The organism is Haloferax sp. ATCC BAA-644, assembly GCF_000336975.1.
Classification (GTDB): domain Archaea; phylum Halobacteriota; class Halobacteria; order Halobacteriales; family Haloferacaceae; genus Haloferax; species Haloferax volcanii.
On sequence record NZ_AOLF01000002.1, the window covers coordinates 206,110 to 218,234 of the forward strand.

Genomic DNA, 12,125 nt, shown 5'->3' on the forward strand with positions numbered 1-12,125 from the left:
TGTTTGGCGTGCGTGACCTCGACACTTCAACCTACGCGTGAACCCGGCGCTCGATGGGTCCCGGCGGGGGCGCCCGACTCACGCGCTCCAATCGGGGCGCTCGCGCTCCACGAACCGGCCGTGGCCGGGGTCGCCGACGACCTCACCGTCGGCCGCGACGACCTCGCCGCGGACGAGCGTCTTCGTCACCCGGCCCGTGACCTCCCGACCCTCGTAAATCGAGTAGTCCGCCTTCGAGGCGTTCGCGTCGGCGGAAATCGTGTACGTCTCGTCGGGGTCGAACAGGACGATATCGGCGTCGGTTCCGGGTTCGAGCGTGCCCTTGTTCGGGAGGCCGAACGTCTCGGCCGGGTTCGAACACATCACGCGGACGAGAAACGGGTACGAGAGCCCGCGCTCGTTGACCGCCTCGTCGTGGAACACCGGGAGGCTGACCTGCACGCCGTTCGCGCCGAACGGTCCCTCCCACCACGGCCGGTCGGCCTTGTCGGCGCGCTTCGAGGCGACGTGGTCCGTCGAGACGACGCTCAGCACGCCGCGGCGGAGGTATTCGAACATCGCCTCCACGTCGTCTTCCTTGCGGATGGGCGGCGCGATTTTCGGCAGGTTCCCCAGTTCCGCGTAGACGGAGTCGTCGAGCGTCGTGTAGTGCGTGCAGGTCTCCGCTCTGACCTGCGACCCGTCCTCGCGGTGGCGGGCGAGCGCGTCGGCGGCCGCCCGGCACGTCGTGTGGATGCCGTAGTATTTCGCCCCGGCCTCGGTCGCGAGCGTGACCGCGTCGGACGCGGCCATCGCCTCGGCGTAGTCGGGGCGAGACTGCGGGTACGTCTCGGGGGCGTCCTCGCCAGCGGCCCGGAGTGCCGCGGTGAGCGCCCGGCAGACCGAGTCGTCTTCGCTGTGGACCACGCCGACCGCGTCGTGTTCGGCGAGGCGGTCGAACATCCGCTTGAGAAAGCCGTTCGAGACGCCGAACTCGTAGGCGGTGTACATCTTGAACGAGGTCACGCCGTCGTCGATGAGCGCCGGAATCTCCTCGAAGACCGCGTCGTCCTCCCGGAGAATCCCGCCGTGTAATCCGAAGTCGACGAGCGCCCGTTCCTGTTGGGCGCGTTTGCGTTCGAGGCCCTCCGAGAGGGTCGCCGGCTCGTCCCACGGACTGTCCGCGCCCTCGTAGGCCTGCCACGCGAAGTCGATGAACGTGGTGACCCCGCCGAGCGCCGCCGCGCCGGTCGCGGTCCGGTAGGTGTCGATGGAGACGTGGTCGTCGACGTGGACGTGCGGGTCGACGACGCCGGGCATGACGAGCAGTCCGGTCGCGTCGATTCGGTTCGTTCCCGCGGGAAGCGCGTCCTCGTCGCCGACGCCGACGATTCGACCCTCGTCGACCGCGACCGCGGCGTCGAACGTCCGCGACGCGGTGACGACGGTCCCGCCGCCGAGTATCGTGTCAACAGTCATCACGACACACTCCTCGGTGGAGCGAATTATACGTACCGGTAGACCGCGGGGCGAACTGGGGGGAGAAAGCAGCAGACGGGGCGAACTCAGTCGTCGACCGGAGCGGAGGGCGACGACTCAGAACTCGACAGTTCGGTCAGGTCTTCCGGGTCGAGGCCGTCGGTGTGCTCGGTCGGGCCGAGACCGACGCCGCCGCCGGGGAGCACGACGTTGAGCGCGAGCGCGGTGAAGCCGCCGGTGACGAGCGCGGAGCCGAACAGCGTCTGCACCTCGGCGGGGAAGTTCTGGAGCACCTCCGGGCGGAACGCCACGCCGAGGCCGAACGCCATCGACAGCGCGAGAATCGTCGAGTTCCGGTGGTCGAGCGTGACGTTCTGCGTGATGATTCGCGCTCCCGAGGAGAAAATCATCGCGAAGAGGATGAGCGCACCCCCGCCGAGGACGGCGTCGGGCATCACGGAGACGACCGCGCCGACCTTCGGGACGAAGCCGAGCACGACGAGGACGACCCCGCCGATGCCGACGACGTATCGGCTCGCGACGCCGGTGAAGCTCACGAGACCGACGTTCTGGGAGAACGACGTGTTGGGAAGCGCGTTGAACAGCGCGGCGAACGCGCTCATCACGGCGTCGGCGACGAGGCCGCCGCGGAACTCCTTGCGGGTCGGGTTCCGGCCGGTCGCCGACACCGTGCCGGAGATGTCGCCGATGGTTTCGAGGCCGGTGATGACGTAGAGGAACGCGACCGTGAGCACGGCGCTGGGCGGGAATTCGAGGCCGAACCTGAGCGGCGTCGGCACGGTTATCCACCCCGCGGTCGCGACGGCGGTGAAGTCGACCATCCCGAGCGCGATGGCGGCGACGTAGCCGACGACGATGCCGACGAAGACGCTGATGACGCGGAGGAAGCCGGCGAAGAACTGGTTGAGAACGACCGTGACGACCAAGACGAGCCCCGCGAGGCCGAGGTTCGCAAACGAGCCGTAGCCGGCGGCCGAGGGGCCGGCGGACGCGCCCGCGGCGTAGTTCATCCCCGTCGGGATGAGCGTCAGCCCGATGAGCATCACGACGATGCCCGTGACGAGCGGGGGGAAGTACTTCTGGAAGCGGTCGAGCGTGACGCCCATCACCAACTCGACGGGCGCGGCGAGGAGCGACGCGCCGAACACCGCCGCGATGCCGAACTGTTGGCCGATGCCGATGAGCGGGCCGAGGAACGCGAAACTCGTGCCCATGACGATTGGTAATCGAGCGCCGACGGGACCGACCGGGAAGGCCTGCACGAGCGTCGCCGCGCCGGCGACGATGAGCGCCATCTGCACGAGAAACGTCGTCTGGCCCGACACCGAACCGACCGCGCCCGCGAGGATGAGCGGCGGCGCGACGTTGCCGAGGAACATCGCGAGGACGTGTTGGATTCCCAGCGGGACCGCCTCGCTCAGCGGCGGTCTGTCTTCGATATCGTACAGTACAACCGAGTCGGTCTCCGCATCGGTGGCGGGGGTGCTAGTCATCAGCTCACACGACACGAGACTGACTTTTGAAACTACCCCTTATTCACCTAATATGTCTATGAATGATGTTTTCCTTCGAGTGAGAACACACGTACAGATAGCGCTCGCTCGTCGAGCGAGACAGTCGTGGAAATCGTCGAGAGAACGTATTCAATCGCGCCGCTCATCGAGGGCACGCGCTACCGGTGCGACCGCCCGCGGCGTCCCCGCCTACGGACGGAGCGATACCGACGGTCGGAAGCGCGTTGAACGGCCGCTCGTCGACGAGGCCGCGCGTCGTCTCGGTGAGGGGCACGCGAGTACGAGGTAGTCGCTCCGCGCGGCGGCCGAAAGCACGTCGTGGAGGACCGCGATGTCGGTCACTCCGATACCTCCCGGATGACGACGTCTTGGACGCCCTCCCGGAGCGTCAGTTCCTCGATCGCCTTCAGCTCCTCCGCCGTCGCGTCGATGGTCGCGAAGTGGTTCCCGGCGATTTCACCGGCGGGGCTCTTGAAGCACGTCGGGCCGCAGGGGACGAGAATCTCCTGTTCGTTCCGGTAGCCGGGGTAGAGAAGCAGGTCGCCCCGCGACGGGTAGACGGTGTGGTTCTCCCGCGGAATCTCGGGGAGGTCGATTTCGTCGATGTTTATCCACGTCGCGATGCCGCTCCAGCGGACGTGCATGAGTTCCGACTCCAGCGGGAGGAACTCTCGAACCGCCTCGACGGAGGCGGGCGCGCGGTCTCCGTGCAGTTCTGCGGTGAACGTCCGGTCTCCGATTTCTAGCTGTAACATGGGTGTAGTGGTTCGTGTGATGGTGGTTAGTTTCGTTCGGTGTCGCCCGTCTCGGTGTCGCCCGCCGTCGCCAGTCTGGCGAGCGTCCCCGCGAGCACTTCGGTCGCGGCGGTGCAGTCGGCCCAGCCGGCCCGCTCTCTCGGTGAGTGCGAGTGGCCGTTCTCGGAGGCGACGAACACGAGCGCGGCGTCGGTCACGTCAGCGACCCGCATCGTGTCGTGGCCCGCGCCCGAGTGGAGCGACAGCGTCTCGATGTCGTACGCGCGGGCCGCCTCGGTCGCGACCCGCCGACAGCGCTCCGACAGCGGCGTCGGCGGAACGTCGTACGTGCAGTCGAACGAAGTCGTCACGCCGCGGTGGGTCTCGACCGCGTCGAGCGCCCGTTCGACCGCGTCCAACTGGAGGCGTATCTCCTCGCGCTCGACCGACCGGAGGTCGAGGCGGAGCGAGGCCGCGCCGGGGACGACGTTGACGACGTTCGGCTCCACGTCGAGTTGGCCGACGGTGCCGACGGCGGTGCCGCTGCCGGTCGTCGCGATGTCCGCGGCGCGCCGCTCGACCTCCAAGACGAGTTCGCTCGCGGCCGCGAGCGCGTCGTGGCGCGCCGTCATCTCGGTCGTCCCCGAGTGGTCGGCCTGCCCCTCGATACCGACGTGGCACCGCGCGGTCCCGGTGATGTCGGTGACGATACCGAGAGGGACGCCGGCGTCTCCGAGGCGCGTGTTCTGTTCGATGTGGAGTTCGACCCACGCGTCCCACGCGCTCGCGTCGAGGCGGCCCGAACCGCGGTAGCCGACGCGGTCGAGGGCGTCTTCGAGCGTCTCGTCACCGTCCGTCAGCGCGAGCGTCTCGTCGACGCCGCGTTTCCCGGCGGCGACCGTCGACCCGAGGACGCCGTCGGCGAAGCGGGTCCCCTCTTCGCCGGTGAAGCAGACGACTTCGAGCGGGCGAGCGGGCGTCAGGTCGCTCTCGCGGATGCTTCGGACGGCCTCCACCGCGGCGTAGACCCCGAGCGGTCCGTCGAAGATGCCGCCGTTCGGAACCGAATCGAGGTGGCTCCCGGCGGCGACCGGGGCCGCGTCCGGATCGACGCCGTTCGGGGTCCACCGCCCGGCGATGTTGCCGACGGCGTCGATACGGACGTCGAGACCGACCGCTTTGAGGCGGCTCACGAGGTAATCGCGGGCCCGCCCGTTCGCCGCGTCGGCGGGGAGTGCGGTTCGACCGCGCCCGTGTTCGGTGTCTACCGAGCCGAATACCGCCGTTCGCTCGATGTCTTCGCGGAGAGAGTCGCCGTCGATGTCGAACGAAACGCGACCCGCACTGCCGCGAGTCGGGGCCGTCACGGTCCCCCGTCACGGCGACCGCTGCGCCGTCGATTCCGCCGCCGGGTGGCACCGTGTCGCGGCGAGGCAGGAACGTCCGCGACCGAACCGCCGCCCGTCCCCGTCGTCCGGAGCCGGCGGTCGGCGGCTGTCGGCTTCGGTCTGAAAGGTATCATTGCGTACTTACCCCGAGAGTAACACCACTTGTTGATAAACGTTTCGCGAGATGGCGATTTGGTGGTCAGAATACTCGATGTTTTTCGAATTTAGTGAATATATACACAGGTCCAATCGGAGCCCCGGATCAGAATGTTCGACTATTTCAAACGCCGACGAGACAAGTGCGCCCGACAACGGCCCGCACGACCAGCCCGAACCCGATTACTCATCCCGTCCGAGCGAGACATCGAGCGCACTCGACGAAAGTGGGGTGATACCGCTCCGTTAGCCGCCGCCGAGCGACGGTGGTTATCTCGGCACGTCCAAGATGCTCGAACGCGCGACGGGGTACAACGGCACCACGGCGTGTGCTCCCGTCCTTGGATGAACTCCTCGCGATAGATTACAAATTTACGGTTGTAATTTTCTATTGCAGACGCACGACCCTTCGTGCTGACAAACAGTATCGTGTCTCGCGCGGGCCGCGAGCGGTCGCCCCAGCGCGCTCGAACCTCCCGCGGAACTCGTTCGACTATTTCAAACGGTATCGTCAAATCGGGACTCAGGCGGGGTCGGTGCGAGACGGGGTGAGGCTGGGGGGACGACGAACGAAACGACCACACCGGCGACATCGAGACCGCTCCCGAAGACCGCGCTCGTGAACCGGACAATCGAGCGAATGCTGGCACAATTATGCCCCCTACCAGAATATTTAATTGCGTATGGAAGCCGATATATTCAAGAATGATTCAAGATAGTACGTCAACTACCGTAATCCGAGCGAGCGTGAACGGTGAAGACGAACAGTTCGCCGTCTCGTCCGGCGAGACGCTCATGGAGACGCTCCGCGGAGCGGGGTACTACGGCGTCAAAAACGGCTGTGACGAGGGCGTTTGCGGGGCATGCAACGTCATCCTCGACGGCGAGGGAGTCACCCGGTCGTGTCTCGTTCCGGCGGCGAGCTGCGACGGGGCGGACGTGATGACCGTCGAGGGTCTGGCCGACGACGACGGCGACCTCCATCCCCTCCAGTCGGAGTTCCTCGAACACGGGGCCGCCCAATGCGGCTACTGCATCCCCGGCGTACTGCTCGCCTCGTACGACCTCCTCCAGCGGAACGACGAGCCGACCGAGAGCGAGGTCGCAGACGCGCTGAGCGGCAACATCTGTCGCTGTACGGGTTACGTCCAGCAGATAGAGGCGGTGCAAGCGGCGGCCGACCGCCTCTCCGGGTCGGACGCGTCGTCCGAGGGCACCGAGTAAGATGCCTCGGTCCGACACCGGCGACCCCGAGACGGCGGCGAAGTCGACCAGCGAGGCGCGCGGAGACGACGCCCCCGTCGGGGAGAGCGTCGAGAAAGTCGACGGCTGGGGGCTCGTCACCGGCAAGGCACGCTACACCGACGACGTGCCGACCGACGGCGCCCTCGCCGCGAAGGTGCTTCGAAGCCCGCACGCGCACGCTCGCGTTCGGTCCATCGACACCGAGGCCGCGGAAGCGATAGCCGGCGTGAAGGCGGTGCTCACCCACGAGGACGTTCCCGAGGACCGCTTCACGCGAACCGGTTTCCCCTACCCGGCCCCGGCGCCGTTCGACGAGCGCGTCCTGAACGAGACGGTCCGGTTCGTCGGCGAGCCGGTGGCCGCCATCGCCGCGCGAACCGCCGAGGCCGCAGATGCCGCCGTCGAGGCCATCGAAGTCGACTACGAACTGTACGACCACGTCCTCGACGCCCACGAGGCGATGGAGCCGGACGCGCCGACGCTCCACCCGGAGCCGTACGAGAACCCACAGGAGAACGCGGCCCCCGAGCGGAACGTCGTCTGCGAAACCCGCCACGAGGAGGGAAGCGTCGAACACGGGTTCGAGGCGGCCGACGAGGTCGTCGAAGAGGAATACGAGACGCAGGCCGTCCACCACCTCCCGATGGAGACGAACACGACCATCGCGTGGGTGGACGACCGAAAGCGACTCGTCCTGCGGACGACGACGCAGGTCTCGCATATCTGCCGCGACAAAATCGCCCGCGTGTTCGGCCTGAACCGCACCGACGTTCGAGTCGTCAAGCCCCGCGTCGGCGGCGGCTTCGGCGTCAGACAGGACACGCTCCCGAACCAGTTCATCGGCGCGGCGCTCGCGCTCGAAACCGGCGAGAAGGTCCGGCTCAAAAACGACCGGAAGGAGGACCTCCACGCGGCGCAGACGCGCCACGCCCAGACCGTCCGCGTCAAGACCGGCGTCCGGGAGGACGGGACGCTCACGGCGATACACGTCGACGTGACCTCGAACACGGGCGCGTACGGCTGTCACGCCTCCGCGGTGCTGATGAACGCAGCCCACGAACCGCTGTCGGTCTACCCCTTCGAGAACCGGCTTTTCACCGGGCGGGCGGTCTACACCAACGTCACGCCCGGCGGCGCGATGCGCGGGTACGGGGCGGTACAGGGGACGTTCGGCATCGAGAGCCACCTCGACGAGGTCGCCGCGGCCATCGGGATGGACCCGGTCGAGTTGCGGCGGCGAAACGCGGTCGAGGAGGGCGACGAGAGCTTCGAACCGGAGTACAGCGAGAGCAAGCGAACCCTCGAATCCGTCGGCGTCAAGGAGTGTCTCGAACGCGCCTGCGAGACGCTCGGCTGGGCTGACGGCCCCGAGGAACCGGCCGACGACCGCTACCAACGCGGGTACGGCGTCGCGTTGGCAATGGCGAAATCCGGCGTCCCGAGCAGCGAGTTCTCCCGGTGTAACATCACGCTGGAAGATGACGGGACGCTCACCGTCCGGGTCGGCGTCGGAGACACCGGACAGGGCTCTGAGACGGTGATGGGCCAGATTGCGGCGAGCGTGTTCGGACTCGGCATCGAGTCGGTCCACGTGAAGGCCGACGACACCGACGCGACACCGTGGGACAACGGGGCGTACGCGAGCAGTACGACCTACATCAGCGGGAACGCGACCGAGAAGGCCGCGCGCGACCTCGCGGCGAAGGTGCGCGACCTCGCGGCCGAGTGGCGCGGAGTCGCCCCGGACGACGTGGAACTGGCCGACGGCGAGGTCCGGTTCCCCGGCGGAGAGTCGATAGCCCTCAAGCGGTTCGCGTCGGAGGCGTTCCAGGGGGTTCACGGGCCGAAGCGGCGACTCACCGGGACCGGGAAGCACTACACTGCGCTCTCGCCCAAGCCGTTCGCGGCGCAGCTCGCGGCGGTCGAAGTGGACACCGAGACCGGCGAGTTCGAAGTGCGCCGACTCGTGAACGCCGTCGACTGCGGACAGGCGATTAACCCCGCGGGCGCTCGCGGCCAAGTCATCGGCGGCGCGGTCATGGGACTCGGACAGACGGTCTCCGAGGACCTCCCGCTGGACGACCGGGGCGCGCCGGAGTTCCGCGGGCTCCGCGACTACGAGGTGATGCACGCGCCGGAACTCCCCGACATCGACACGGAGTTGGTCGAAACCTACGAGCCGACGGGGCCGTTCGGCGCGAAAAGCGTCGGCGAGGTCTCGATACTCGGGCCGCCCGCCGCGATTGCGAACGCGATACACGACGCCGTCGGCGTCCGGGCGACCGAACTCCCGATTACGCCCGAGACGGTGTGGACCGCGCTGCGGGAGGACCGGGACCGATGACGGCGTTCGAGTCGGTCGAGTACGTCGAACCCGAGACCGTGTCGGAGGCGGTCGAGCGACTCGCAGACGCCGCCGAGACGCGCGTCATCGCCGGCGGGTACAGTCTCGTACCCCTGCTGAAAGACGGCATCGAGACCCCCGACCGGCTGATAGACGTGAGCGGCCTCAACGAACTGCGCGGAATCACGGAGCGGGGCGACGGCGTCGCTATCGGCGCGCTCGTGACCCACGACGAGATTGCAACCGACGCGACCGTCGCGGAGCGCGCGCGGGCGCTGGCCGACGCGACCGATTCGGTCGGCGACTTTCAGGCGAGAAACCGCGGGACGATTGCGGGCAACCTCGTGTTTGCCGACCCGAAATACGACGCGCCGGCGGCGTTTCTCGCACTCGGCGGGAGAGTCGTCACTCGCGGGCCGGCCGGCCGGCGGGCGATAGCGGCGGACGACTGGTTCCGCGGTCCCGGAACGACCGCGCTCGACGCGGACGAACTCGTCACCGGAATCGAGGTGCCGAGCGTCGAACGGAGCGGCTACGTCCGAACCTCGGAGTACTCGGGGTACGCCGTCGTCGGTGCCGCGGCCGCGTTCGAGACGGAAGACGGGGTCGTGCGCTCGGCGCGGGTCGCGGTGAACGGGGCCAAGCCGTATCCGATTCGGCTCCCGAACGTCGAACGCGCGCTCGTCGACGAGGCCGTCGGCAGGGTCGTCGACGGCGACGTTGCGACCGAGGCCGCGACCGCCGCACTCGACGATGTCGAGACGGCGTCGCTACTGGCGAACGACGCGGCGACCGAGGAGTACCGGCGACGGCTCGTCCGGACGTACTGCCGACAGGCAATCGAGCGGGCCGCTTCGGAGCCGTGAACCGCCGGCCGAGCGGGGCGTGTGGGCGTGTTCGTCCGACCGCCCCGTGCGGCGGGGCCACCGAACCGACCGATAAATCAATGGTGCTGACGGGAGTACGGGAGGGCGACTGAACGATGCGAACGACAGACGACCCGTGGAGCGCGACCACAGACAGCGTTCGGCAGTCGATGCGCGAGCAGCGAGGCTCGGGGTCGGACGCGGTCGTCGCGACCGTCGTGAACGTCGAGGAGTCGGGCTACCGCCGACCGGGGGCGCGGATGGTCGTCGTGCCCGACGGCGAGCGACTCGGCGCGGTCACCGCCGGCTGTATAACCGAGTCGGTGACAGAGACCGCGCGGCGGGTGAGCGCGAGCGGGACGCCGCGACTGGAGACGTTCGACCTCCGGGGAGGCGACGCCGACGCGTGGGGGCTCGGACTCGGCTGCAACGGCGTCATCGACGTGCTCGTCGAGCCGGTCGACGCGAGCTTCGACCCCGCGTTGAGCGAACTCCGCGAGAAACGCGCGGCGACGGTGCTCACCGCCGTCGAGACCGACGACCCGGCAACCGGCGTCGGCGACCGGACGGTGATAACGCGGGGACGGGGCGAACGGCTCTCGAAGGGCCGTCCCGACCTCCCCGAGGCGGTCGTCGCCGAGGCCGAATCGCGGCTCGACGGGGCGGCGTCCGGCGCGGCGGCGACGCTCGACGTGCGGACGAGCGACGGCGACGTGCGGGTGTTCGCAAACGACCTCGCGCCGACGCCGGAGCTGCTCGTCTTCGGCGGCCACGGAGACGTCAACCCCGTCGCGTCGCTCGGCGCGCAGGCCGGCTTCCGCGTCCGCGTCGCGGCCGCGAGAGGGGCGCACGCCGACGAGAGTCGGTTCCCGGCGGCCAGCGAAGTGACCGCGGTACACCCCGCCGAACTCGCGGCCCTCGTCGACGCGCCCGACCACACCTACGTCGTGCTCATGTCGCACAACTTCGTCGACGACCGACTCGCGCTGGAGTCGATACTCGGAACCGAGGTTCCGTACGTCGGCGTGATGGGCCCGCGGCGGCGGTTCGACCAGCTCCGCGAGGCGATGGTCCGGAAGCTTGACGCGACCGACCGCGAGCGAATCGCGGCCCCGTGCGGGCTCGACATCGGCGGCGACGAGCCGTCGACCGTCGGGCTGAGCATCGTCAGCGAACTGCTCGCGGTTCACAACGGCCGCGGCGGGGCACGGCTGACCGACCGCGCGGGCCCGATTCACGGGCGGCCCGAGCTCGGATGACCCGGGTGGGCATCCTGCTCGCCGCGGGGGCGGGAACCCGGTTCGAACGGGGGAACAAGCTCTGCCAGCCGCTCGACGGCGAACCGGTTGTCCGCCGCGCGGCCCGGCGGCTGGTCGAGTCGCCGGTCGATGAAACCGTGGTCGTCCTCGGACACGACGCCGAACGAGTCAAACGGGCGTTAGAACCGCTCGGAGAGCGACTGACGACCGTCCGCAACGAGCGATACGACGCGGGGCAGAGCACGTCGGTTCGGCTCGGGGCGGACGAGGTACTGTCGCGCGGCGGGTCGGTCGGCGTGTTCGCGCTCGGCGATATGCCGGCCGTCGAGAGTTCGACTTACGACGCCCTCGTCGCGGCGATGGACGACGGCGACCGTCACGTCGTCGTCCCGATGTACGACGGGCGGCGCGGAAACCCCGTCGTGTTCGACGCGGCGGCGCTCGGCCGGTTCGGGAGGCTCGCCGGAGACGCGGGTGCGCGCGCCCTGTTCGAAGACGTTCGAGTCCACCGGCTCGCCGTGGACGACCCCGGTATCCACGCGGACATCGACACGGTAGCCGACCTCGAAGCACACCGCTGACGGCGGTCGTCGGAGCGCCCGACCTCGCGGAGACCGGAACGCACGTCACGCACTGTCCGTCGTCGAACATGACACTCGCGTCGGGCATCGCACCGATTGCGGACTACCTCGACCGCGGCATCAACGTCGCGCTCGGCAACGACGGCCCGCCGTGCAGCAACACGCTTGACGCGTTCACCGAGATGCGACAGGCCAGTCTCCTCCAGAAAGTCGATGCGCTCGACCCGACGAGCACGCCCGCCGCGACGGTCTTCGAGATGGCGACTCGCAACGGCGCGAAAGCCGCCGGCTTCGACCGCGTCGGCGAACTCCGCGAGGGGTGGAAGGCCGACATCGTCGGTATCGACGCCGACCGCACCGCGCGACGCCGATACACGACGTGCTGTCTCATCTCGTCTTCGCCGCCCACGGCGACGACGTGGTGTTCACCATGGTCGACGGCGACGTGCGCTACGACGACGGCTCCCGCACGTCGATGCGTCGGAGATTCGGCGGCGAGCGAACGCCGTCGAGTTCGACTTCGTGGACGCCTGACCGGAAAAACAGGACCGCCGGAGAT

9 protein-coding genes and 1 pseudogene are annotated in these 12,125 nt (G+C 68.6%); 6 read left to right on the top strand and 4 right to left on the bottom strand.

Annotation, left to right across the window (positions count from 1 at the left end):
• Positions 1–78 precede the first annotated feature (78 nt).
• The 4 genes from C458_RS02380 to C458_RS02395 all read right to left on the bottom strand — a co-directional run bounded on the left by C458_RS02380 (position 79) and on the right by C458_RS02395 (position 5,094).
• Positions 79–1,458, bottom strand: a complete 1,380-nt coding sequence (locus C458_RS02380; RefSeq protein ID WP_008572884.1) for a dihydroorotase family protein — start codon at positions 1,456–1,458, stop codon at positions 79–81.
• Positions 1,459–1,544: 86 nt separating this feature from the next.
• The gene (locus C458_RS02385; protein WP_008572885.1) at positions 1,545–2,972 is read right to left on the bottom strand and encodes a uracil-xanthine permease family protein; all 1,428 of its coding nucleotides are present in this window, start codon (positions 2,970–2,972) and stop codon (positions 1,545–1,547) included.
• Positions 2,973–3,331: 359 nt separating this feature from the next.
• Complete coding sequence (locus tag C458_RS02390; protein ID WP_008572888.1) at positions 3,332–3,748, bottom strand: DUF3830 family protein; 417 nt, start codon at positions 3,746–3,748, stop codon at positions 3,332–3,334.
• Positions 3,749–3,774: 26 nt separating this feature from the next.
• On the bottom strand, positions 3,775–5,094 hold the full coding sequence (locus C458_RS02395; RefSeq protein ID WP_008572890.1) for a Zn-dependent hydrolase: 1,320 nt from the start codon (positions 5,092–5,094) through the stop codon (positions 3,775–3,777).
• A 924-nt stretch (positions 5,095–6,018) separates the two neighbouring features.
• On the opposite strand from C458_RS02395, the gene C458_RS02400 reads away from it, so the two are divergent.
• From C458_RS02400 to C458_RS17700, 6 genes and pseudogenes are all read left to right on the top strand, one after another.
• Positions 6,019–6,495 carry a (2Fe-2S)-binding protein gene (locus C458_RS02400; RefSeq protein ID WP_008572892.1) on the top strand — a complete coding sequence of 159 codons (477 nt, stop codon included), beginning with the start codon at positions 6,019–6,021 and terminating at the stop codon, positions 6,493–6,495.
• A gap of 1 nt (position 6,496) precedes the next feature.
• Positions 6,497–8,860, top strand: coding sequence for a xanthine dehydrogenase family protein molybdopterin-binding subunit (locus C458_RS02405; RefSeq protein WP_008572893.1), 2,364 nt, complete (start codon positions 6,497–6,499; stop codon positions 8,858–8,860).
• On the top strand, positions 8,857–9,726 hold the full coding sequence (locus C458_RS02410) for a xanthine dehydrogenase family protein subunit M (protein WP_008572895.1): 870 nt from the start codon (positions 8,857–8,859) through the stop codon (positions 9,724–9,726). Before C458_RS02405 ends, C458_RS02410 begins: the two co-directional genes overlap by 4 nt.
• A 116-nt stretch (positions 9,727–9,842) precedes the next feature.
• On the top strand, positions 9,843–10,985 hold the full coding sequence (locus C458_RS02415; protein WP_008572896.1) for an XdhC family protein: 1,143 nt from the start codon (positions 9,843–9,845) through the stop codon (positions 10,983–10,985).
• Positions 10,982–11,566: an NTP transferase domain-containing protein gene (locus C458_RS02420; protein ID WP_008578735.1), complete on the top strand. Its 585-nt coding sequence runs from the start codon at positions 10,982–10,984 to the stop codon at positions 11,564–11,566. The genes C458_RS02415 and C458_RS02420 overlap by 4 nt, the downstream gene beginning before the upstream one ends.
• Positions 11,567–11,589: 23 nt before the next feature.
• A pseudogene (locus tag C458_RS17700) lies at positions 11,590–12,100 on the top strand (amidohydrolase family protein); the annotation flags it as partial.
• Between the last annotated feature and the right edge of the window lie 25 nt (positions 12,101–12,125).

What these genes read in the sequence shown, in the direction of transcription:
- C458_RS02380 (WP_008572884.1), bottom strand. Translation starts at nt 1,458, where the DNA reads ATGACTGTTGACACGATACTCGGCGGCGGGACCGTCGTCACCGCGTCG.
- C458_RS02385 (WP_008572885.1), bottom strand. Translation starts at nt 2,972, where the DNA reads ATGACTAGCACCCCCGCCACCGATGCGGAGACCGACTCGGTTGTACTG.
- C458_RS02390 (WP_008572888.1), bottom strand. Translation starts at nt 3,748, where the DNA reads ATGTTACAGCTAGAAATCGGAGACCGGACGTTCACCGCAGAACTGCAC.
- C458_RS02405 (WP_008572893.1), top strand. Translation starts at nt 6,497, where the DNA reads ATGCCTCGGTCCGACACCGGCGACCCCGAGACGGCGGCGAAGTCGACC.
- C458_RS02410 (WP_008572895.1), top strand. Translation starts at nt 8,857, where the DNA reads ATGACGGCGTTCGAGTCGGTCGAGTACGTCGAACCCGAGACCGTGTCG.
- C458_RS02415 (WP_008572896.1), top strand. Translation starts at nt 9,843, where the DNA reads ATGCGAACGACAGACGACCCGTGGAGCGCGACCACAGACAGCGTTCGG.
- C458_RS02420 (WP_008578735.1), top strand. Translation starts at nt 10,982, where the DNA reads ATGACCCGGGTGGGCATCCTGCTCGCCGCGGGGGCGGGAACCCGGTTC.